We start from the raw sequence: 21,453 nt of genomic DNA on the forward strand, positions 1-21,453 counted from the left end.
GATGGGGGGAGCGGACGGCACACTTCGGTCATGCGCAGCCGTACCGCGGGGGTGTTGACGGCACTGCTCCTCGTCGCTTCCACAGTGGCGTGCGCGGGGGAGCCGGCGGCGCGGCGGCCCGCGGGGGAGAGCCCGGTGTTACGGCAGAACCAGGACCAGGTCGAGCGGACCGCGGGCAGCCTGCGGCGGCTGGACGACCTGCCGATGTACGAGATGACCTACCACGGCGGCTACGACGCCGAGGCGCCGCTCACCGACGAGGAGCTGGCCCGCCCCGACAGCGCCTGGGCGTGCTCGCTGTTCGCCCGCGGCCCCGAGTCGGCAGGCGGCCCGGAGTTCGCCCGCAACTTCGACTGGGACCCGAACGCCGCCATGGTGGTGCACGCCAAGGCCCCCGGCGCGTACGCCTCGATCTCCGTCTCCGACGTCTCGTACGTGCTCGACGGCGGCGGGCCGGACCTGACGGACCCGGGGCACCGGCGGCGGCTCGGCCACGCGGTACTGCTGCCGTTCGACGGCATGAACGAGAAGGGCCTGGCCGTAGGCCTGGCCCAGACGCCCGACGCCGAGCTGCCCGAACGGACGCCGGGCCGCGCGCTGGTGGGCACCACGCGCATCATCCGGCTGATGCTCGACCGCGCCGCCACCGTGGACGAGGCGATCGCGCTGATGCGCCGCTACGACGTCGAGTTCACCGGCGGGCCGCAGGTGCACTACCTGATCGCCGACCGGACCGGCCGCGCCGTCGTCGCCGAGTACGGCGGCGGCGAACTGCACGTCGTCGACGACCGGATCCTCACCAACATCACCATGGCCGGCACCAGCCCGGCCGACCGGCTGTCGGACGCCCGCTACGGCGCCCTGGCCAAGGGCGCAGGCACCGGCGCCGACGCCCTGGACCTGCTGCGCCGGGTGGCGCAGCCGCACACCCGCTGGTCGATCGTCTACGACCTGGACGACCTCACCGCCCGGCTGGTCACCGGGCAGCGGTGGAGCAGGGTGCACGAGCTGGCGATCAGCTCGCCTGGCTGACCGTCGACATGTTGAAGTCCGGCACCCGCACGGCGGGCATGACGGTGCGGGTGAAGTAGTCGCCCCACTCACGCGCCAGCGTCTGCCGGGCGCCGCCCACCTCGCTCAGCCGGCCCAGCAGGTCGACCGGGCTCTCGTTGAACCGGAAGTTGTTGACCTCGCCCACCACCTCGCCGTGCTCGACCAGGTAGACGCCGTCGCGGGTGAGCCCGGTCAGCAGCAGCGTCTGCGGGTCGACCTCGCGGATGTACCACAGGCAGGTCAGCAGCAGCCCGTGCTTGGTGGAGGCGATCATGTCGTCCAGCGAGCGGCCCTCTCCGGGGCCCTTCATGATCAGGTTGTCGATGGCGGGCGTCACCGGCAGCCCGCTCAGCTCGGCCGAGTAGCGGGTCTGCAGCAGCGCCTCCAGCCGCCCCTCACGGATCCAGTCGGTGGACGACAGCGGCAGCCCGTTGTCGAACACCGAGCTCTGCCGGCCGGAGGAGTGCGCCGTCACGAACGGCGAGCAGGCGATGCCAGCGGCCGCGGGGTCGCTGGAGAGCGTCACGGGCACCGTGGCGAGCTGCTCGCCCACCCTGGTGCCGCCGCCCGGCCTGGCGAACACCGAGCGGCCGTCCACGGCGTCCCTGGCGCCCGCGGACCAGAAGAGGTAGACCATCAGGTCGGCCACCGCCGTCGGCGGCAGCAGCGTCTCGTAGCGGCCCGCGGGCAGGTCGACCCGCGTCTTGGCCCAGTCGAGCCGCCGCGCCAGCCCGGAGTCGAGGGCGGCGACGTCCACGTCGGTGAAGTCGCGGGTGGCCACGCCGGTCCACGCCGAGCGCTTGAGGTCCTCGGACTTGGCGTTGAGCTCCAGCCTGCCGGTCGGCTGGTCGTGGCGCAGCCGCAGCCCAGCGGAGCTGCCGAGGAAGGTCGAGGTGAGCGTGTGCTCGGCGAACCCGTACAGCTTCCTGCCGCCCGACGCGGCGGCCGAGAACGCCTCGCCGAGCGCGGGCGCGAAGTCCGCGAACACGTCGATGCCGGTCGGCGGCACCGGCTCGTCCCAGGACGGGCTGGCGGGCACCCCGGACACCAGCTCGCGGGCGTCCTCGGCGGGCCGCGCGTCGCGCGCCGCCGCGTCGGCGGCGGCCACCACGTCGGCGAGCTGGTCAGGGCGGACGGCGGCGCGCGACACCACGCCGACGCCCTGCCCGGCCACCGAGATCACCGTGAGCCGGCTGGAGCGCGCCACCCCGTTGGTGGTCAGCGTGTTGCCGGCGAAACGCAGGTTGGCCGTGGACTGCTCGTCGGCCAGCACCACGCACCCGTCGGCCGTGGAGAGCTCCAGCGCCTTCTCCACCATCTGCTGGGGAGTCACTTTCCGCCCTCCTGAACGGTGTTGAGTATCCGGACGTTCCTGAACAGCGCCGACGGGCAGCCGTGGCTCACCGGCGCGACCTGCCCCGGCTGCCCCTTGCCGCAGTTGAACGCGCCGCCCAGCACGTAGGTCCGGGGCCCGCCGACGGCCTCCATCGACTGCCAGAAGTCGGTCGTGGTGGCCTGGTAGGCGAAGTCGCGGACCTGCCCGGCCAGCTTCCCGTGGGAGATCCGGTACGCGCGCTGACCAGTGAACTGGAAGTTGTAGCGCTGCATGTCGATCGACCAGCTCTTGTCGCCGACGATGAACAGCCCGCGCTCGACGCCGGCGATCAGCTCCTCGGTGTCGGGGCCGTCGGGCGCGGGCTGGAGCGACACGTTGGCCATCCGCTGGATCGGGGTGTGGCCGGGCGAGTCGGCGAACGCGCACCCGTTGGACCGGCCGAGCCCCTTCATCAGCGCCATCCGCCGGTCGAGCTGGTAACCGACCAGGACGCCGTCGCGGACGATGTCGAAGCTCTGCCCCAGCACGCCCTCGTCGTCGTAGCCGACGGTGGCCAGCCCGTGCTCGACCGTGCGGTCGCCGGTGACGTTCATCGACGGCGACCCGTACACCAGCTCGCCGAGCTGGTCGAAGGTGGCGAAGCTGGTGCCGGCGTAGGCGGCCTCGTAGCCGAGCGCCCGGTCGAGCTCGGTGGCGTGGCCGATCGACTCGTGGATGGTCAGCCACAGGTTGGACGGGTCGACCACCAGGTCGTAGTCGCCGGCCTCGACCGACGGCGCCGCCAGCTTCTCCGCCAGGTGCAGCGGCAGCGCCTCCAGCTCCGTCCGCCAGTCCCACCCCGTGCCGGTGAGGTACTCGTAGCCGCGGCCCACCGGGGGCGCGATCGTGGACATGTCGTCGAAGCCGGACTCCGACGCCTTCATCGCGTTCAGGCTCGGATGGATCCGCACCCGCTGCTGCGTGGTCGTGGTGCCGGCCGTGTCGGCGTAGAACTTCTGCTCCTTGACCTGCAGCAGCCGGGCCGAGACGTGGTCGGCGCCCTTGAGCAGCCCCGCCGACCAGTCGGCCAGCAGCGCCACCTTGTCGGCCTGCGGCACCTCGAACGGGTCGACCTCGTAGGACGACACCCACGTGGCGTCGGCGTGCACCGGCTCGGGCGCGAGCTCGATCGGCTCGCGGTTGATCGGCGCGCTCACCTGCGCCACCCGGACCGCCTGCTCGGCCACCAGCGCCGCGGCCTCCGGCGTCAGCTCGATCCCGGCGGCGAAGCCCCAGGTGCCGCCCTTCACCACGCGGACGGCGTAGCCCAGGTCGTCCGCGTCGGAGGCGCCTTCGAGGCGGGCGTCGTAGAGGCTGAGCGTCTCGGCGCGGACGCGTTCCAGCCGGAAGTCGGCGTGTTCGGCGCCCAGGTCGCGGGCGCGCTGCAGGGCGGCGTCCGCGAGCCGCCGCAGCGGCAGCGCGAGGAAATCGGAGTCGATCTGGCGCATGTCCACGATCCTAACCCCGTGATCTTGTGTCCCCCGGATAAGCGGGTACCGGCGGGTAGCCGATAGCGTCTGGTGTCATGGCACGCTCTGTACTCGTCACCGGAGGCAATCGCGGCATAGGCCTCGCGATCGCCCGTGAACTCGCCGCCGCCGGCGACGCCGTCGCCGTCACCTACCGCTCGGGGGAGCCGCCGGAAGGGCTGTTCGGGGTCCGGTGCGACGTGACCAGCATGGCCGAGGTCGAGGCCGCCTTCGACAAGGTCGAGGCGGAGCAGGGCCCGGTCGAGGTCCTCGTCTCCAACGCCGGCATCACCAAGGACACCCTGCTGGCGATGATGAAGGAGGAGACCTTCACCGACGTCATCGACGCCAACCTCACCGGCGCCTACCGCGTCGCCAAGCGGGCCATCCGGCCCATGATGCGGCTCAAGCGCGGCCGCGTCATCCTCGTCTCCTCCGTGATCGGCCTGCTCGGCCAGGCCGGCCAGACCAACTACGCCGCCTCCAAGGCCGGTCTGATCGGCTTCGCCCGCTCCATGGCCCGCGAGTACGGCTCGCGCGGCATCAGGGTCAACGTGGTCTCGCCCGGGTTCGTGGCCACCGACATGACGGCCGAGCTCGACACCGAGGCGATCGTCAAGAACATCCCCCTCGGGCGCCAGGCGTCTCCCGAGGAGGTCGCGCGCGTCGTCCGCTTCGTGGCGAGCGACGACGCCTCCTACATCACCGGGGCCGTGATCCCCGTCGACGGCGGTCTGGGAATGGGGCACTGACGTGGGCATACTCGAAGGCAAGCGGATCCTCGTGACGGGCGTGCTGACCGACGCGTCCATCGCGTTCTCGGTCGCCAAGCTGGCGCAGGAGGAGGGCGCGACCGTCGTCCTCACCGGGTTCGGCCGGCTGAGCCTGGTCGAGCGGATCGCCAAGCGGCTGCCCGATCCCGCTCCGGTCCTGGAGCTCGACGTGCAGGACACCGACCACCTCGACACGCTCGCCGCCCGGGTGGGCGAGCACGTCGAGGGCCTCGACGGGGTGGTCCACTCCATCGGCTTCGCCCCGCAGACGGCGCTCGGCGGCAACTTCCTCAACACCTCGTGGGAGGACGTCGCCACCGCCCTGCACGTGTCGACCTACTCCTACAAGGCGCTCGCGGTGGCCTGCCTGCCGCTGATGAAGGACGGCGGCGCGGTCGTCGGCCTCGACTTCGACGCTTCCAAGGCCTGGCCGGTCTACGACTGGATGGGCGTGGCCAAGGCCGGCCTCGAGTCGTGCAACCGCTACCTCGCCCGCGACCTCGGCAAGCACGGCATCCGCGTCAACCTCGTGGCCGCCGGGCCGCTCCGCACCATGGCCGCCAAGTCGATCCCGGGCTTCAAGGAGTTCGAGGACAGCTGGCCCGACAGGGCCCCGCTCGGCTGGGACCTCGCCGACACGGTGCCGGCCGCCCGCGCCTGCGTGGCGCTGATGTCCGACTGGTTCCCGGCCACCACCGGCGAGATCGTGCACGTCGACGGCGGCGTCCACGCGATCGGCGGCTGACCCTCAGGCGAGCCGGTGCCGCCCCGCCGGCTCGAACGGGATCGACTCGTGCTGCTCGCTCCGGCGCCTGCGCTGCTGCACCACGCGGCTGGCCAGGACCGCCGTGGCGAGCAGCACCACGGTCAGCGTGGTGCCCACCACGTCGGAGGCCTTCGCCGCCGGCCGCACCACGGGCTCCCTGCCCACCTGAAGGGGCAGCTTGTCGGTGAACGGGTCCGGCCACAGCAGGTCGATGCGCAGGTCTTCGGGGTCGGCCGCCGGGTCGTCGGTGACCGGCTCCTCGCTGCCGTCGACGGAGTGCGTCTCGCGCGCGGGCGGCTGCGTCGGCCAGGTGGTGGGCGCCGCGTCCGCCTCCTCCCGGTCGTCCTCGCGGTCCCGGTCGTCCGGGTCGCGGCGGCGCTCCTCGCGCTCCCGCTCGGGCTCGGGCTCGGCAGTCGTACGGCCGGTGGTCTCGGGCGTGGGGCGGAGCGTCTCCTCCAGCAGGCCCTCGCCCTCGCAGGCGAGGCCCGGCAGGCAGACGTCGCTGAGCGGCTCGGGCAGCAGGGTCTTCTTGGGCTTGGCGGAGGGCTTGGCGTCGGAGGAAGGCTCGGCCGACGAACGCGGCGCGGCGGTCGGCACGGCCTCGCCGACGGTGCCGAGCACCTTGTCGGTGGTCTTGCCGAGTCCTTCGGTGAGAGGTTCGGTGAGCCCGCCGGTCAGCTTGTCGACCGTGCCGGTCACGGCGCCCACGGTGTCGCACAGGCCGTCGGTCAGGCCCGAGAGCAGGCCGCCCCCGCCGTGCTCGCAGTCGAGGACCTGGGCCCCCGCCGGGGCGGCGGCGACGACGGGAAGCGTCACCATCGACACCGCGAGGATCCCAGCCGAGATCGCGGTTCTGCTCCCCATCCGTCCCCTCCCGCGTCGCTTCCGAGGAAAATCCTTATGGACACAGGCCAGACGACGCAGGGTTTTTCGGGGTAAAGTTGCGATTCGGTATCGACTAGTAACACGCGAGCGAGGCTCTCGTTCGTCATTCGGGGGACGAGACGTCATCAAGGGCCTCTCGAATCTCGATCGGGAGCTCCAGGTCTTCTGCGAGCAGCGTGCCTTTGAGCTGCGCGAGCGTGCGGGCGCCGACGATCGCCGAGGCGACCCCCGGCTGGTCGCGGACCCACGACAGCGCCACCGCCGTCGCCGAGACGCCCAGCCCCTCGGCCGCCGTCACGACGGACTCGACCACGCTGCGGCTCCTGTCGTCGAGGTACGGGCGGACGAAGTCGGCGAAGTGAGGGGTGGCGGCCCGCGAGTCGGCGGGGATGCCGGTGCGGTACTTGCCGGTCAGCACCCCGCGGCCCAGCGGCGACCAGGCCAGCACGCCCACGCCCATGTGGTGGGCGGCGGGCAGCAGCTCGCGCTCGGCGTCGCGGGCCAGCAGGGAGTATTCGGTCTGCACCGAGGTGATCGGCGCCCGGCCCGGGATCACCCGCTGCGTCACCGAGGCCGCGGCGAGCTGCCAGCCGGTGTAGTCGCACACGCCCGCGTAGAGCGCCCGGCCGGAGGAGACGATGGTGTCGACCGCGGCCAGCGTCTCGTCGAGCGGGACCTCCGCGTCGTAGGTGTGCAGTTGCCACAGGTCGACGTAGTCGACGCCGAGCCGGCTCAGCGAGGCGTCGACCGCGGCGATCAGGTGGCGCCGGGAGGCGTCGCGCTGCCGGTGGCCCATCGGCGTCACCACGGCCTTGGTGGAGATCACCAGCTCCTCGCGCGGCACCTGGTCGCGCAGCAGGCGGCCGAGCACCCGCTCGGCGTCGCCGCCGGTGTAGACGTCGGCCGTGTCGACGAGGGTGCCGCCCGCGTCGAGGAACATCCCGAGCTGGGCCGCCGCGTCGTCGGCGTCGGTGTCACGCCCCCACGTCATCGTGCCGAGGCCCAGCCGGGACACCGACAGGCCGCTGCGGCCGACATAACGCTGCTCCATGATCCCGCCAGATTACCGCTCGGGGCCGTGAAACACCGCGACAGACGCCTGCGACACTTGGGTGGATGACGACGCTGCTATTGGCCCGTCACGGGCTGACCGATCTGACGGGGCCGGTCCTGGCCGGCCGCACACCTGGAGTTCACCTCAGCGACGCCGGCCGGGCGCAGGCCGCCGCGCTGGCCGAGCGGATCGCCGGCGTCCGCCTCGACGCCATCGTCTCCAGCCCGCTGGAGCGCTGCCGCGAGACCGCCGAGGCCGTCGCCGCGGGCCGCGGCCTGCCCGTCGAGACCGACGAGCGGCTGCTGGAGTGCGACTACGGCGACTGGACCGGGCGCGAGCTCAAGGAGCTGGCCAAGGATCCGCTCTGGCCGGTGGTGCAGGCCCACCCGAGCGCGGCGGTCTTCCCCGGCGGGGAGGCGATGACCGCCATGCAACACCGCGCCGTCGCCGCCATCCGGGGCTGGAATCGACGTCTGGGGGAGAAGGCTGTCTACCTGGCGTGCAGTCACGGAGACGTGATCAAGGCGATCGTCGCGGACGCTCTGGGGCTCCACCTCGATCAGTTTCAGCGGATAACCGCTGATCCGGCCGCTCTCACCGTTATTCGCTATGCCCCCTTGCGTCCCTTTGTTCTCAAACTTAACGATATGGGGGAATTGAAGCTTTCTGAGGATTCGGAGGAGAAAGACGGGGGAGAAAACTCCACCGGGAGCGATGCCGCCGTCGGCGGCGGGCCCGGGACCACGTAAGGTCAGGCTATGCCGGTCTTCGACTACGACCCGCCGGAGAGGTTCGTGGCGGGCGCCCTCGGCCAGCCGGGCGCGCGCGCCTTCTTCCTCCAGGCCAGGGCCGAGGGCAGACTGACCACGGTCGCGCTGGAGAAACTGCAGGTGGCCGCGCTCGCGGGCAGGCTCGAAGAGCTGCTCGACGAGGTGCTGCGGCGCAGCGGAGGCACCGCCCAGGTGCCCGCCATCGCTCCCGCCGAGCTGGCCGACGAGGGCCCGCTCGACGTCCCGGTCGCCGAGGACTTCCGGGTCGGCACGATGGCGCTGGCGTGGGACCCCGAGAGGTCGCAGGTGGTCATCGAGGCCCAGGAGATGGTCGACGAGGAAGACCTCGGGGCGCCCGAGCCCGCGGTGCTGCGGGTCCGCATCAGCGCCGGCGCCGCCAGGGCCTTCACCCGGCGGGCGCTGGACATCGTCGCGGCGGGCCGCCCGCCTTGCCCGCTCTGCGGGCAGCCGCTCGACGCCGAGGGGCACGTGTGCGTACGTCTCAACGGCTACCGCGGAGGTGAGGCGGCTTCATGACCGCTCCGGAGAGCGAGCCCGCCGTCAGGCCTGCCCTCCCCTCGGCCATGGACGAGGAGGAGACGCTCAAGCTGCTCCGTGACGGCCGCCTGGAGATGGCCGGGCGCCTCGTCGAAGCCACCAACATGACCCTCTACTGCACGGTCAGGCTGGGCGAGCGCGCGGTCGCGTGCGTCTACAAGCCGGTACGCGGCGAGCGCCCGCTGTGGGACTTCCCCGACGGCACCCTCGCCGCCCGCGAGGTCGCCGCCTACGAGGTCTCCCAGGCGACCGGCTGGCACATCGTGCCGCCCACGGTCTACCGCGAGGGGCCGTTCGGGCCCGGCATGTGCCAGCTGTGGATCGACACCGAGCGCGAGATCGACCTGATGCGGCTGGTGCGCAGCCGCAACCCGGTGGTGCGCCGGATGGCGATCTTCGACGCGGTGGTCAACAACGCCGACCGCAAGGGTGGCCACCTGCTGCCGCTGCCGACCGGCCACGTCTACGGGGTCGACCACGGCGTCTGCTTCGCGGTGGAGGACAAGCTCCGCACGGTCCTGTGGCAGTGGCGGGGCAAGCCGCTGTCGCGCGAGGCGGTGGGCGTGCTGGCCAAGCTGGAGCGCGACCTCGACTCCGGTTCGCTGGGCCGCAAGCTGCGCGACCTGCTGACGACGGCCGAGGTCGAGGCGACCTGGAAGCGGGTGCGGCGGCTGCTCGACACCGGCGTGCACCCGTACCCCTTCGAGGGCTGGCCTGCCATCCCCTGGCCGCCCATCTAGAGCAGTTTTGTACGCTTTGCCGCATGTGCACGGTGATCGTGAGAACGGGTCGGCCCCTGACCCTGATGGGCATCAGGGACGAGTTCGCCGACCGCCCGTGGGAAGGCCCGGCCGAACACTGGCCCGACCATCCCGGTGTCGTCGGCGGGCGCGACCTCAAGGCGGGCGGCACCTGGCTCGCGGTCGACCGGCAGGCCCGCCGCGCCGCCGCCCTGCTGAACGGCCGCGGGCTGCCCGCCCCCGAGATCAGCAAGCTCTCCCGCGGCGACCTGCCGCTGCTCGCGGTCTCCTCCGGCGAGATGCCGGACGTCGACCTGACCCGCTACGACCCGTTCCACCTGGTGCTCGCCGGCCTGTCCGGGGCCCGCGTCTTCAGCTGGGACGGGCACCGGCTGGAAGCCGCCGAGCTGCCCGACGGCACCAGCGTGATCGTCAACACCGGGCTCGACCCCGGCCACGAGCGCGTCACCACCAACCTGCCGAGATTCGCCGGCGACGCCGACTGGCACGAGCCGCTCCGCGACCCGCCCTCCGACGCCCCCGACGCGCTGATCGTCCGGCACGAGCTGCCCGACGGCCGCGTCTTCGCCTCCCTCAGCGTCACCCTCCTGACGCTGGCGCCGGACGGCGTGACGTACGAGTTCACCGACATGACCGCTGATCAGCACGGATAGGCTCGAAGACATGAAATCGTGGTCCGCCCCCAACGTTCCCAGGCTCCCCGGCGCGAGCGTCCCCCTGCGGCTCTACGACACCGCGTCCCGGCAGGTCCGGCAGACCGATCCCGGGCCGACCGCGAGGATGTACGTCTGCGGCATCACCCCCTACGACGCCACCCACCTCGGCCACGCCAACACCTACCTCGCCTTCGACCTGGTCGGCCGGATGTGGCGCGACGCCGGCCACACCGTGCACTACACGCAGAACGCCACCGACGTCGACGATCCGCTGCTGGAGCGGGCCGAGCAGACCGGCGTCGACTGGCAGAGCCTGGCCGAGCGCGAGATCGACCTGTTCCGCGCCGACATGGAGGCGCTGCGCATCCTGCCGCCCCGCGAGTACGTCGCCGTCACCGAGGTCGTCGGCCGGGTGGCGGAGCTGATCGGCGAGCTGGCCGAGCGCGGCGTCACCTACACCCTCGACGGCGACGTCTACTTCGACGCGTCCGCCGCCCCCCGCTACGGCGAGGTCTCCGGCTACTCGCGGGAGCGGATGCTGGAGCTGTCCGCCGAGCGGGGCGGCGACCCGCAGCGGCCCGGCAAGCGAGACCCGCTCGACTGGCTGCTGTGGCGGGCCGAGCGGCCCGGCGAGCCCGCCTGGGACTCGCGGCTGGGCCGCGGCAGGCCCGGCTGGCACGTCGAGTGCACCGCGATCGCCCTCGACAACCTCGGCCCCGGCTTCGACGTGGCCGGCGGCGGCTCCGACCTGATCTTCCCGCACCACGAGTGCGGCGCCTCCGAGGGGTACGCGGCCGCCGGCGAGTGGCCGTTCGCCCGCTTCTACACGCACGCCGGCATGGTCGGCCTCGACGGCGAGAAGATGTCCAAGTCGCGGGGCAACCTGGTGTTCGTCTCCAAGCTGCGGGCCGAGCACGACCCGATGGCGGTCCGGCTCGTCCTGCTGTGCAGGCACTACCGCGCCGACTGGGACTACACCCCTGACCTGCTCGCCGACGCCGAGGCCAGGCTGGAGCGCTGGCGCTCCGCCGTGGCCGTGACCGCCGGGCCGCCCGCGGAGGCGTTGCTGGCCGAGGTGCGCGACCGGCTCGCCGACGACCTCGACGCCCCCGGCGCCGTGGCCGCCGTCGACCGGTGGGCCGGCGAGGCCCTCGACGGCGGCGGGAGCGACCGGGCGGCGCCGGCCCTGGTCCGCGACCTGGCCGACGCCCTGCTCGGCGTGGCGCTCTAGACCGTCATCCGGGCCGGCCGGTGACCGTCCAGCTCGCGGGCGAACCACTCGATGGTGCGCCGCAGCCCTTCACCGGCCGGCACCTTCGCCGTCCATCCGAGCCGCTCGGCGGCCAGCGTGGTGTCCGGCCGGCGCACCTTCGGGTCGTCCTCCGGCCGCTCGACGAACTCGATCGGCGACGCCGACCCGGTCAGCTCCTTGATCATGGTGGCCAGGTCGAGCATGGTCAGCTCGTCCGGGTTGCCGAGGTTCACCGGGCCGTCGAAGTCGCTCTCGGCCATGGCCAGCACACCCGACACCGTGTCGTCCACGTAGCAGATCGACCGGGTCTGCGAGCCGTCGCCGGTGACGGTGATCGGCTCGCCGGTCAGCGCCTGCCGGATGAACGTCGGGATGGCACGGCCGTCGAACGGCCGCATGCGCGGACCGTACGTGTTGAAGATCCGCACGATGCCGGTGTCGGTGCCGCGCGAGTCGCGGTAGGCCGTGGTCAGCGACTCGGCGAAGCGCTTGGCCTCGTCGTAGACGCTGCGCGGCCCCACCGGGTTGACGTTCCCCCAGTACGTCTCGCGCTGCGGGTGCTCCAGCGGGTCGCCGTACACCTCGCTGGTGGACGCCAGCACGAACCTGGCCCCCTTCTCCCTGGCCAGCCCGAGCGCGTGCAGCGTGCCGACGCTGCCGACGCGCAGCGTCTCGATCGGGTAGCGCAGGTAGTCGGCCGGCGAGGCGGCCGAGGCGAAGTGCAGCACCAGATCCACGTGACCGGCGACGTGCACGTAGCCGGTCAGGTCGCACTCGATGATGCGGAACGACGGACGGTCGACCAGGTGTTCCACGTTGCGCGGCCCGCCGGTGAGGAAGCTGTCCATGCACACCACGTCAGCCCCCCGGTCCAGCAGCCGCTCACACAGGTGGGAGCCGAGGAACCCGGCTCCTCCGGTGACCAGCGCCCTCATGACGTGACCTCCATCGCGGCGTCGACGACCTCGGATACCTCGATCTTCAGCAGGCCCGGGTCCGGCTGGTCGCCGTGCGGGTCCCCCCGGCTGCCCGCCCACAGCGCCACGTGCCGCCACCCGGGCGGCGGCCCCCACTGCGCCGGGGAGACCGGCCCGAACAGCACCACCGACGGCACGCAGAACGCGGTCGCCAGATGGCCCACGCCGGTGTCGCCGCACACCACCAGGCGCGCCCTGCTCACCAGCTCGATCAGCTCGGCCAGGTCGGTGCTGCCGGCGAGCACCCGATCCGCCGGCAGCCCGGCCAGCTCGGCCACCCTCCTGGCCAGCCCGGCCTCCTCGGCGCTGCCGGTGACGACCACGTCGTCGTCCAGCAGCGCCGCCACCTTCGCGAACCGCTCCGGCGGCCAGCGCCTGGCCGGGTAGGCGGCGCCGGGATGCACGATCGCCGGCCCCGTACGGTCGGAGACGCCGAGCGTGAGGTCCTGCGGGTCGGCCGGGATGCCGTACCACCTCAGCAGGTCGCACCAGCGCCGCACCTCGTGCACGCCGTCCTGCCACGGCGGGCCGGTCTCGTAGCTGATCAGCCGTCCCGGCTCGGTACGGCGCAGCGCCTCGATGCTCTGCGGGCCCCGGCCGTGCAGGTTGACCGCCAGGTCCGGCCGCTCGAACGGCACCGGGCCGGGCCCGGACACGTCGATCTGCTCGTCCACCGCGCCGGTGAGCGGCAGCAGCGGGCCGAGATAGGCCGGGGTGGCGAGCGTGATCCGGTGCTCCGGATGCGCCTGGCGCAGCGCGCGCAGCGCGGGCACGGCGGTGAGCAGGTCGCCCAGCCCCAGCCCGCGCAGCACCAGGAGTTCTAGGGCCATGATGTCTCCGTGTCCGGGCAGACGACGAGTTCCCTGATCTCGCAGCCGACCGGCCTGCCCAGCGCGAACACGATCGCCTGGGCGACGTCCGCGGGGTCGTTCAGCCCTGCCTCCGGGCCGGGCTTGTACTGCTCGGGCCGGCCGTCGAAGAAGCCCGTCCGCATGCCGCCCGGCACCAGCAGGGTGACCCCCACCTCGCCGCGCAGCTCGACCGCCAGCGCCCGGGTCAGCCCGACCACGCCGAACTTCGACGCGCTGTAGGCCGAGGCGTCGCTCAGCGGGCGCAGCCCGAGCGTGGACGCGCAGGTGACGATCCGGCCGCGCGACCTCTTCAGGTACGGGAGCGCGGCCCGCACGACGGAGGCCGTGCCGAGCAGGTTGACCTTGACCACCTGCTCCCAGTCGTCGGCGGGCACGTCCTCCAGCCGCCCGCACCGGTCGATGCCGGCCGCGGTGACGACCGCGTCCAGCCCGCCGGCCCGCTCGGCCAGCTCGCGGACGGCGCGCTCGGCCTGCTCCCGATCGGCCAGGTCCGCGGTGGCGTGCTCGAAGCGCTGGCTCGGCTCGCGGACGTCGACGACGAACGATCGCCAGCCCTCCTTCTCGACCGCTTCCGCGGTGGCCAGGCCGAGGCCCGAGGCGCCCCCCGTGATCAGTACGTTCATCGGATCTCCTTGATCAGATTGGTTGTCGAACGTCCCGGCAGCAGGTCCAGCACCACCGTCTCGGCGCCGATGCCGGCCAGGACCTCGGATTCGGGCAGCGTGCCGCCCTCGTAGTCGCCGCCCTTCACCCACACGTCGGGGCGGAGCAGCTCGATCGCGCGGACCGGGGTGCCCTCGTCGAACACCAGCACCGCGTCCACGCAGCTCAGCGCGCGCAGGACCTCGACCCGGTCGGTCACGTCCACGATCGGGCGCGACGGGCCCTTGAGCCTGCGCACGGACTCGTCGGAGTTGACGCACACGACCAGCGCGTCGCCGAGCGCGCGGGCCCGCCGCAGCAGGCTGACGTGCCCGGCGTGCAGCAGGTCGAAGCAGCCGCCGGTGGCGATCAGCCGGCCGCCGGACGCCCGGATCAGCTCGGCCACCTCGACGGCGGTGCGGGGCCTGTCGCCCAGCTCCTGCTCCTGGACGCGGACGGCGGCCGCGCCGCCGCCGGCGACGAACCGCGAGGCCTCGCCGACGCCCGTGATCACCGCCTCCGCCACGCCGGCCCCGGCCCGCATCGCGAGCGCCGCGGCGCCGGCCAGCCGGTCGCCCGCGCCGCACGGGTCCTGGCCGCTCGCCCGGACCGGCGCCGGGATCTTGAGCATCGTGCCGTCGGCCAGCGCCAGGGACGCGCCCCCGGCGCCCCGGGTGACCACGACCGCGCCGGCGTCCAGCTCCTCCCGGATGGCGCGTGCCGCCCGGTCGGCGCCCGGGAACTCGCCCGGGCACAGCAACCTGGCCTCGGCCTCGCTCGGCGTGATCAGCGCGCATCCCCGGGGCGGCCGGACGCCTCTCGGGTGCGGATCCCACACCACAGGCGCCGCACAGCCGCGCAACAACTCCCGCGCCACCGCCGTCACCCCCCGTCCGTAATCCGCCACCAGCACCGCCCCCGCTGCGGCAACCACCTCAACCGCCCGCGCATACCCATCCCCAGCGGCCAGATGTCCCCCCACGACGGCCGTATCCACGCCCTCGGCCGTCACGCCCTGGACGCCGGCATCCGGCCCCAACTCCCCCATGTGTCGCTTAGCACCACTGACGCTTCCGCCTGCGGCGGTCACGTCCGTGTCGCGCGTGTTTCCCCTAGCGGCGGTTGGGTCCGATTCCGGCGTGTGTGGGTTGGCGGCACTCCCGCTTCCGCTTGCGGCGGTCATGTCCGCGTTGGGCGTGTTTCCGTTCGCGAGGGTTGGGTCTGGTCCCGGCGTGTGTGGGTTGGCGGCACTCGCGCTTCCGCTTGCGGCGGTCAGTTCGGTGTCGCGCACGCTTCTGTTGGTGGCGGTTGGGCCCCCTTCCCGGGTGTGCCGGTCGGCGATCGTGTTTCCGCCTGTGACGATCACGTCTGCGTCGCGGGCGTTTCCCTTCGCGAGAATTGGGTCCGGCTCCGGGGTGTGTGGGTCGGTGGTTGTGTTTCCGCCTGCGGCGGTTGGATTCGGTTCCAGCGTGTGTGGGTTGGAGGCGGTCACGTTCGCGTGCTGCGGATTTTCGCCTGCGGCGATGGTGTGGCTGTCTGTGTCTTGTGGGGTTTGATCTGTGGCGGGTGTGTGGTCGTCGGCGGGTCGGGCGTGGTGGTCGAAGGGGTCAGAGTGCGCGTCTCTGGTCTCGGGGGCTTCTCGCGGTGGGACTTCGTCCTGGTGGGCGGGTCCGGTCGTGGGCGCGTCTGGGAAGGGTGGGGCGGTTCCGTCGCCGGTGTCCAGGCGCAGGAGTGTCTGGCCTCCGGCTCGTACGCGGGTCTTGCGTACGGTCTCGCCCCGCAGCGGGAGTCGTACCAGCTCCAGTTCGGCCGACAGCAGCCCGCACAGGCGGCGCCCAGCCGGGTCGTCGCCGATCGCGGTGATCAGCACCACGTCGGCGCCGTCACGGGCGGCGAGCAGCGCCGCCAGCCCCGCCCCGCCGGGACGGGCGTGCTCGGCCGTCACGTCGACCACCGGCACCGGCGCGTCCGGGCAGAGCCGCACGGCTTCGCCGTCGACGTCCACGTCCAGCAGCGTGTCGCCGATCACGACCAGCGGACCCGGCGGCGGGGGACCGCGATGGACGTCCCGGCCCCGCCGTGGATCCGTCACAGGGCCTCCTCGGCCGCGTCGCAGAGCATGTGGATCATGGCGAGGTGCACCTCCTGCACCGTGGCCGTCTCGTCGGCGGGCACGGCGACCGCGTCGTCGCACAGGTCGGCGAGCGGGTTCGGCGCGGGCCCGGTCAGCGCCCACGACAGGATTCCGCGCTCCTGGGCGGCCCGCGCCGCGGCCAGCACGTTGGCGCTGCGGCCGCTTGTCGACAGGCAGATCAGCACGTCGCCCGGACGGCCGTGCGCGTGCACCTGGCGGGCGTAGATCTCGTCCGCGCCGAAGTCGTTGGCGATCGCGGTGAGCGACGAGGTGTCGGCGTGCAGCGGGATCGCCGCGTACGGCGACCGGTCGGCGCGGAACCGCCCGACCAGCTCGGCCGTCAGGTGCTGGGCCTCGGCCGCCGACCCGCCGTTGCCGCAGGCCAGCAGCCTGCCCCCGGCCGCGAGCACGCCCCCGAGCTTGCCGCCCCAGGCGCGGATCGTGGTGGCGTGGTCGTCGACCCTGGTCAGGGCCGTGCGGAGCTTCTCCAGATGCGTGTCCATGATTACCCCCCCAGCGCGGCGAGACGGCGCGGCTGTCCGTCGATCACCTGCGTGTACACGGCCTCGGTCTGCTCGGCGATGCGCGGCCAGCCGTACCGTTCCCGGGCCCGGCGTGCGCCGGCCCCGCCGATCTCCCGGCGCATGTCCGGTCTGCCGAGCACCTCCTTCAGCGCCCTGGCGAGCGCCCTCGGCCTTCGCGGCGGCACCAGCAGCCCGCAGCCGGCCACGGTGTCCAGGTGGCCGCCGACCGCCGAGGCCACGACCGGCACGCCGCACGCCATCGCCTCCACAGGCACCAGGCCGAACGGCTCGTACCACGGCACGGTGACCAGCACGTCGGCCGCGCGCATGAGCGCCGGGACGTGCTCGCGCGGCACGCTGCCGATCACGTGCACCCGGTCCGCCAGCCCGTAGCCCTCGGCCAGCTCGCGTAGCCGCACCGCCTCCTCGTCGTCGGTCCGCCCGCCCGCGATGACCAGCTCGGCGCCGGGCAGCCGGCGCAACGCGGCGATCACCGTGTCGACGCCCTTGCGCGGCACCAGCCGGCCGATGCTGAGCACCATGGGCCCCTCCGTGCGCGGCGCCACCGGCCCGTCCGGGCAGAACGTCTCCAGGTCGACACCGCACGGCACGACCGTGATCCGCCGTTCGGGCACGCCAATCGCGACGAGCTCCGTGACCTCGTCGCCGCAGGTCGCCAGCACCGCGTCGGCGCGCCGGCCGATGGCCCGCTCGGTGGCCACGCGGTGCGCGGGGCTGGTGTCGGCGCCGCCCTGCCAGCGCCGCTTCACCGTGCCGAGCGCGTGGAACGTCTGCACCACCGGGAACCCGTCCGCCGCCTGCAGCGCCGCCTGCCCGCTCATCCAGAAGTGCGCGTGCGCCACGTCGGGGGCGCGCAGCGCCCAGCGGTCGGCCAGCCGGTCGGTGAACTCCGGCATGTACGGGGGAAGCTCGTCCTTCGGCACCGGGGCCGCCGGGCCCGCCGGCACGTACTCGACGGCGATGCGGGGGGAGAGCCGCACCGACGAGGGCTGGGCGGCGTGGGAGCGACGGGTGTGCACGACGATCGAGTGGCCGCGCGCGGCCAGCGCGGTGGCCAGCGCGGCCACGTACACGTTCTGACCGCCGGAGTCCACGCCGCCGATCGCGGCGAGCGGGTCGGCGTGCTCCGAGATGAGATCGATCTTCACTGCGTCAGCTCCCTCACTGCCTTGACCACCTGCTCACTCGTCACCTGCGACAGGCACGGGTGCCCGGGGACCAGGCAGACGCGCGCCCTGCTCGCCCGGCAGGGCGCGTGCTGGTCACCGAGCAGCACCGTGGGCACGCCGTACGGGGCCCACCGCTCGGCGGGGACGACAGGGGCGAACAGGCTGACCACCGGCGTGCCGACCGCCGCCGCCAGGTGTGCCGGGCCGGTGTTGCCCGCCACGAGCACCCCGGCACGCTGGAGGACGGCCGCGAGTTCGGCGAACGAAGTCCGCCCGCCGAGGTCCACGGCGTCCTCGCCGGCGACGAAGGCGGTGAGATCGCGTTCCTTGCCGGTGACCACGACCTGGTGCCCGTCGTGGACCAGCTCTCGTACGGTCTGGCGATGCCTCTCTGCGGGCCAGGTCCGGGCGGGAGCGGAGGTCCCAGGGTGCACCACGACATACGCGCCTTTGTCGGCAACGCCGCCGACATTGAGCAATTGCCCTGTTTCTCGGCTGATATCCGGAAGTGGCTGTCGAACTGCGAGTCTGCCGTCGTCGCCGGGCGGCAGCTCGAACCCGGCGGCGCGGGCCAGCGCCAGCATCCGCTCCGCCTCCGGCACGTCGACGCTCTCGTCGACCCGGTGGCGCACGTCGAGCAGCGAGCCCGGGTAGTCGTCGCTGATGGCGGCGATCCGCCGTACCCCTGCCAGCCTCAGCAGCAGGGCCAGCGGCAGCGCCGACTGGTGGAACGAGGTCAGGATCAGCGCCTCTTCGCAGCCTCGTACCTCCCGGACGAGCGCGTCCACCTCGGACCGCGTCACGGGCGGCGGCTCGCTCATGATCCACGGCGCCCGCCACTCCACCACCCGGTCCACCCCGGGCAGCAGCCCGGCGGCCGCGCTGCCATGGGGGCCGGCCAGGAAGACGACCTCGCCCGCCCGCCCGCGCACGGCCCGCACGGCGGGGCCGGCCAGCAGCACGTCCCCGGCGTCGTCGAGCCGCGCCACGAGCACCCGCGGAGCGCTCATCGCCGCACCTCCCATTCCCCCCTGAGCCGGTGCCAGCAGGCCACCGGTGGGATCAGCACGCCGGTGACGGCCATCCGCGCCACCTCGCCGGGGTTCCGCGGCCCCGGCCGCACCCGGGCCCACACGAACTCCCCGGTCATGAGCACCCACCCCGCCCCCGCCAGCCAGGCCCCGGCCTCGACCGGCCCTCTGACGCGCCTCCAACGAGAGAAGGCGGCCTTGTGAGCGGTCAGGCTGTAGGCGGTGCCAAGGGCGAGGCTGGCGGCGGCGAAGGCCGTCGTGAGGGCGTGGCGGCGCAGGCGGCCCCGGACGCCGATCGCCGCGCGCCAGGCCGGCCCGTGCAGGCGGCGCATCAGGGCGTCGTCGGCGTTGCCGCGCTGGAACCTGACGCTGGCCCAGAAACCGTCGTCGCGCACCGGGTGCACCGTCACCCGCGCACCCTTGACCAGCCGGTAACCGGCCCGCCGCACGCGCAGGGCCAGGTCGGCGTCCTCCCGGTAGGCGCGCGGGAACCGCTCGTCGAAACCGCCCACCCGCTCCAGCGCCGAGCGCCGGTAGGCCATGTCGGCCGTCGGCCAGTCGGCGTCCACCAGCCCGGCGGTGTGCCGCTCGCCGTCGGTGGGCCGTCGCCCGGACGGCAGCGGCACCATGATCCGCCCCTGGCTGCCCCCCACGTCCTCCGGCAGGTCCGCCAGGTCCTTCCATGCCGCGCGCGCCCAGCCGGGCGACGGCACCACGTCGTCGTCCAGGAACGCCACCCACGGCGTGTCCGCCGCCCGCCAGCCGGCGTTGCGCGCCGCCGCGGGCCCGCGCCCGCCCGAGCGCACGACCCGTACGCCGCCGGGAACCTCCAGCGGCTCGGCGGCGCCCGGCCGGTCGTCGGCCACCACGACCGGGACGTCCGCCAGCGCGGCCAGCGTGGCGCGCAGGCTCGGCCGCCCGATCGTGGGGATCACCACCGTGATCACGACGCGAACACCTCCCCCCGCCGTATCAGGTAGGGCCCCAGGGCCAGCACCTCCACCGGCGAGGACCCGAAGCACTCCAGCGCGTCACGCGGGTCGTCCACCATGGGCCGCCCGGCGGTGTTGAGGCTCGTGTTGACCACGACGGGCAGCCCCGTCCGCGCCTCGAACTCGGCAAGCACCCGCGCCATCAGCGGATCGGCGGCGGGGGAGACGGTCTGGACCCGGGCGGTCCCGTCCACGTGCACCACGGCGGGGACCCGCTCACGCCAGCCGGGGAGCACGTCGTGCACGAACAGCATGTACGGCGACGGCACCGGCCCCCGGCCGAAGACGGCGGCGGCCCGGTCCTCCAGCACCATGGGCGCGATCGGCCGGAACTGCTCGCGCCCCTTGACGTCGTTGAGCCGCTCGGTGTTGGCCGCGTGCCCCGGGTGGGCCAGCAGCGAGCGGTGGCCGAGCGCCCGCGGCCCGTACTCCGACCGCCCCTGGAACCAGGCGACGAGCCGGTCGGCGGCCAGCTCGTCCGCCACCGCCGCCGCCAGGTCGGCGGGCCGCGTGTACGGGACGCGGGCCACGTCCAGCCACGCCCCGAGCTCCTCGTCGGTGAAGCCGCGGCCGAGGGCCGCGGTGCTCATCGGGGCGGCCGGCTCCCCGTGCACCTGGGCCAGGTGCAGCGCCCCGCCCAGCGCGGTGCCGGAGTCGCCGGCGGCCGGCTGCACCCACACCTCGTCGAACGGCCCCTCGGCCAGCAGCCGGGTGTTGGCCACGCAGTTCAGCGCGACCCCGCCGGCCAGGGCCAGCCGCCGCTCGCCGGTCCGCTCGTGCAGCCAGCGGGCCAGGTCCAGCAGCACCTCTTCGAGCCGGGCCTGCACGCTGGCCGCCAGGTCGGCGTGGTCGTCCGTCCACTGCTCGCCCTTGCGCAGCGCCTTGGCGTACCCGCCCCACTCGATCGGCGTCACGTGGAAACCGCCGTCACCCGTCGCGTAGACGAGCTCGCGCAGTTCCTCCAGGAACCGCGGCCGCCCGTACGAGGCGAGCGCCATCACTTTGTACTCGTCGCAGGAGCGCAGGAATCCCAGGTGCTCGGTCACGTCCTCGTACATCAGCCCGAGCGAGTGCGGCAGCGGCTGGGCGGCCAGCACCTCCAGCTCGCCGCCGGTGTAGCGGCCGGCCAGGTGGGAGACGTTCTCGCCGCGGCCGTCGCACACCAGCACCGCGCAGTCGCGCCAGGGCGAGGCCAGCCCCGCCGAGGCGGCGTGCGCGATGTGGTGCGGCACGAACCGCACCCGCGCCGCGTCCAGCCCCGGCAGCGCCGTGGACAGGAACAGCGGAGCGCGTACCGCGTAGCGGGTGCGCAGGTCCTCCCAGTCGCCGTCCGGGCGCTGCTCGACCAGGGCGGGATCGTAGGAGTAGGCCACCGCGTCGACGTCCTCGGGGCCGATGCCCGCCTCCCGCAGGCACCAGGCGGCCGCCTGCTCCGGCAGCTCCCACGCGGAGAACGGAAGCGGGCGCTTGCCGTGCTTGCGCCGGCTGAACCGCTCCTCCTCCGCGGCGGCGACCACCCTCCCGTCCACGACCAGGGCCGCCGCGGGGTCATGGAAGATCGCGTTGATGCCGAGAAATCTCATCGGTTCCCTTCCTGCGAAGATTAGGAGAACGGCTACCGAGAGGAGCGCTCCTCAAACGCACCCCCCTCGCTGAAATGGGCAAACACTCCCGAACTCTGGCGTCTGGTCACCCTAAGTAGTTGTTTGCCCGATATGG

The 21,453-nt window shown here is 73.4% G+C and carries 21 protein-coding genes; 8 read left to right on the top strand and 13 right to left on the bottom strand.

Annotated features, from left to right (window positions below):
* Window positions 1-30: 30 nt before the first annotated feature.
* Window positions 31-1,032, top strand: coding sequence for a linear amide C-N hydrolase (locus ACZ6YG_RS14040; RefSeq protein ID WP_466018198.1), 1,002 nt, complete (start codon window positions 31-33; stop codon window positions 1,030-1,032).
* On the opposite strand, the gene ACZ6YG_RS14045 is transcribed toward ACZ6YG_RS14040, so the two are convergent.
* Both ACZ6YG_RS14045 and ACZ6YG_RS14050 read right to left on the bottom strand, forming a co-directional pair.
* Complete coding sequence (locus tag ACZ6YG_RS14045; RefSeq protein WP_466018199.1) at window positions 1,016-2,386, bottom strand: metallopeptidase TldD-related protein; 1,371 nt, start codon at window positions 2,384-2,386, stop codon at window positions 1,016-1,018. The genes ACZ6YG_RS14040 and ACZ6YG_RS14045 overlap by 17 nt on opposite strands.
* Window positions 2,383-3,876: a TldD/PmbA family protein gene (locus tag ACZ6YG_RS14050; RefSeq protein ID WP_466018200.1), complete on the bottom strand. Its 1,494-nt coding sequence runs from the start codon at window positions 3,874-3,876 to the stop codon at window positions 2,383-2,385. Before ACZ6YG_RS14050 ends, ACZ6YG_RS14045 begins: the two co-directional genes overlap by 4 nt.
* 77 nt (window positions 3,877-3,953) lie before the next feature.
* Here ACZ6YG_RS14050 and fabG point away from each other — a divergent pair, with 77 nt between their 5' ends.
* Both fabG and fabI read left to right on the top strand, forming a co-directional pair.
* A complete protein-coding gene (gene fabG / locus ACZ6YG_RS14055; protein ID WP_466018201.1) occupies window positions 3,954-4,649 on the top strand; it encodes a 3-oxoacyl-ACP reductase FabG in 696 nt (231 codons plus the stop codon).
* Window position 4,650: 1 nt separating this feature from the next.
* Window positions 4,651-5,415: an enoyl-ACP reductase FabI gene (gene fabI, locus ACZ6YG_RS14060; protein ID WP_466018202.1), complete on the top strand. Its 765-nt coding sequence runs from the start codon at window positions 4,651-4,653 to the stop codon at window positions 5,413-5,415.
* A gap of 3 nt (window positions 5,416-5,418) precedes the next feature.
* Here fabI and ACZ6YG_RS14065 read toward each other — a convergent pair whose 3' ends face one another.
* Window positions 5,419-6,300 carry a hypothetical protein gene (locus ACZ6YG_RS14065; RefSeq protein ID WP_466018203.1) on the bottom strand — a complete coding sequence of 294 codons (882 nt, stop codon included), beginning with the start codon at window positions 6,298-6,300 and terminating at the stop codon, window positions 5,419-5,421.
* A 124-nt stretch (window positions 6,301-6,424) separates the two neighbouring features.
* Window positions 6,425-7,372 (bottom strand): aldo/keto reductase, encoded by a 948-nt coding sequence (locus tag ACZ6YG_RS14070; protein WP_148031384.1) that lies wholly within the window; start codon window positions 7,370-7,372, stop codon window positions 6,425-6,427.
* A gap of 65 nt (window positions 7,373-7,437) precedes the next feature.
* On the opposite strand from ACZ6YG_RS14070, the gene ACZ6YG_RS14075 reads away from it, so the two are divergent.
* From ACZ6YG_RS14075 to mshC, 5 genes are read left to right on the top strand one after another with little or no spacing between them, the layout of a single operon-like run.
* The gene (locus ACZ6YG_RS14075; protein WP_148031385.1) at window positions 7,438-8,124 is read left to right on the top strand and encodes a histidine phosphatase family protein; all 687 of its coding nucleotides are present in this window, start codon (window positions 7,438-7,440) and stop codon (window positions 8,122-8,124) included.
* A 9-nt stretch (window positions 8,125-8,133) separates the two neighbouring features.
* Window positions 8,134-8,682, top strand: coding sequence for a DUF3090 domain-containing protein (locus ACZ6YG_RS14080; RefSeq protein ID WP_219545751.1), 549 nt, complete (start codon window positions 8,134-8,136; stop codon window positions 8,680-8,682).
* Window positions 8,679-9,443, top strand: a complete 765-nt coding sequence (locus ACZ6YG_RS14085; protein ID WP_148031387.1) for an SCO1664 family protein — start codon at window positions 8,679-8,681, stop codon at window positions 9,441-9,443. The genes ACZ6YG_RS14080 and ACZ6YG_RS14085 overlap by 4 nt, the downstream gene beginning before the upstream one ends.
* Before the next feature lie 23 nt (window positions 9,444-9,466).
* Window positions 9,467-10,117 carry an NRDE family protein gene (locus ACZ6YG_RS14090; protein WP_148031388.1) on the top strand — a complete coding sequence of 217 codons (651 nt, stop codon included), beginning with the start codon at window positions 9,467-9,469 and terminating at the stop codon, window positions 10,115-10,117.
* 10 nt (window positions 10,118-10,127) lie between these two features.
* The gene (mshC, locus tag ACZ6YG_RS14095) at window positions 10,128-11,351 is read left to right on the top strand and encodes a cysteine--1-D-myo-inosityl 2-amino-2-deoxy-alpha-D-glucopyranoside ligase (RefSeq protein ID WP_466018204.1); all 1,224 of its coding nucleotides are present in this window, start codon (window positions 10,128-10,130) and stop codon (window positions 11,349-11,351) included.
* On the opposite strand, the gene ACZ6YG_RS14100 is transcribed toward mshC, so the two are convergent.
* The 9 genes from ACZ6YG_RS14100 to ACZ6YG_RS14140 all read right to left on the bottom strand — a co-directional run bounded on the left by ACZ6YG_RS14100 (window position 11,348) and on the right by ACZ6YG_RS14140 (window position 21,317).
* Entirely contained in the window at window positions 11,348-12,307 is a 960-nt protein-coding gene (locus tag ACZ6YG_RS14100) for a UDP-glucuronic acid decarboxylase family protein (RefSeq protein ID WP_271278388.1), read from the bottom strand. The two genes, mshC and ACZ6YG_RS14100, sit on opposite strands and share 4 nt — an antisense overlap.
* On the bottom strand, window positions 12,304-13,179 hold the full coding sequence (locus ACZ6YG_RS14105; RefSeq protein WP_466018205.1) for a glycosyltransferase family 9 protein: 876 nt from the start codon (window positions 13,177-13,179) through the stop codon (window positions 12,304-12,306). Before ACZ6YG_RS14105 ends, ACZ6YG_RS14100 begins: the two co-directional genes overlap by 4 nt.
* Window positions 13,170-13,844, bottom strand: a complete 675-nt coding sequence (locus ACZ6YG_RS14110) for an SDR family oxidoreductase (RefSeq protein WP_271278386.1) — start codon at window positions 13,842-13,844, stop codon at window positions 13,170-13,172. The genes ACZ6YG_RS14105 and ACZ6YG_RS14110 overlap by 10 nt, the downstream gene beginning before the upstream one ends.
* Entirely contained in the window at window positions 13,841-14,797 is a 957-nt protein-coding gene (locus ACZ6YG_RS14115; RefSeq protein WP_466018206.1) for a PfkB family carbohydrate kinase, read from the bottom strand. Before ACZ6YG_RS14115 ends, ACZ6YG_RS14110 begins: the two co-directional genes overlap by 4 nt.
* Window positions 14,798-15,951: 1,154 nt before the next feature.
* Window positions 15,952-16,500: a D-sedoheptulose-7-phosphate isomerase gene (locus tag ACZ6YG_RS14120; RefSeq protein ID WP_148031393.1), complete on the bottom strand. Its 549-nt coding sequence runs from the start codon at window positions 16,498-16,500 to the stop codon at window positions 15,952-15,954.
* A gap of 2 nt (window positions 16,501-16,502) precedes the next feature.
* Entirely contained in the window at window positions 16,503-17,690 is a 1,188-nt protein-coding gene (locus ACZ6YG_RS14125) for a glycosyltransferase (protein WP_466018207.1), read from the bottom strand.
* Window positions 17,687-18,721, bottom strand: coding sequence for a glycosyltransferase family 9 protein (locus tag ACZ6YG_RS14130; RefSeq protein WP_466018208.1), 1,035 nt, complete (start codon window positions 18,719-18,721; stop codon window positions 17,687-17,689). The genes ACZ6YG_RS14125 and ACZ6YG_RS14130 overlap by 4 nt, the downstream gene beginning before the upstream one ends.
* Complete coding sequence (locus ACZ6YG_RS14135) at window positions 18,718-19,689, bottom strand: glycosyltransferase family 2 protein (RefSeq protein ID WP_466018209.1); 972 nt, start codon at window positions 19,687-19,689, stop codon at window positions 18,718-18,720. Before ACZ6YG_RS14135 ends, ACZ6YG_RS14130 begins: the two co-directional genes overlap by 4 nt.
* Window positions 19,686-21,317, bottom strand: coding sequence for a carbamoyltransferase family protein (locus ACZ6YG_RS14140; RefSeq protein ID WP_364230674.1), 1,632 nt, complete (start codon window positions 21,315-21,317; stop codon window positions 19,686-19,688). The genes ACZ6YG_RS14135 and ACZ6YG_RS14140 overlap by 4 nt, the downstream gene beginning before the upstream one ends.
* Between the last annotated feature and the right edge of the window lie 136 nt (window positions 21,318-21,453).

Source organism: Nonomuraea sp. NPDC054003 (genome assembly GCF_055585125.1).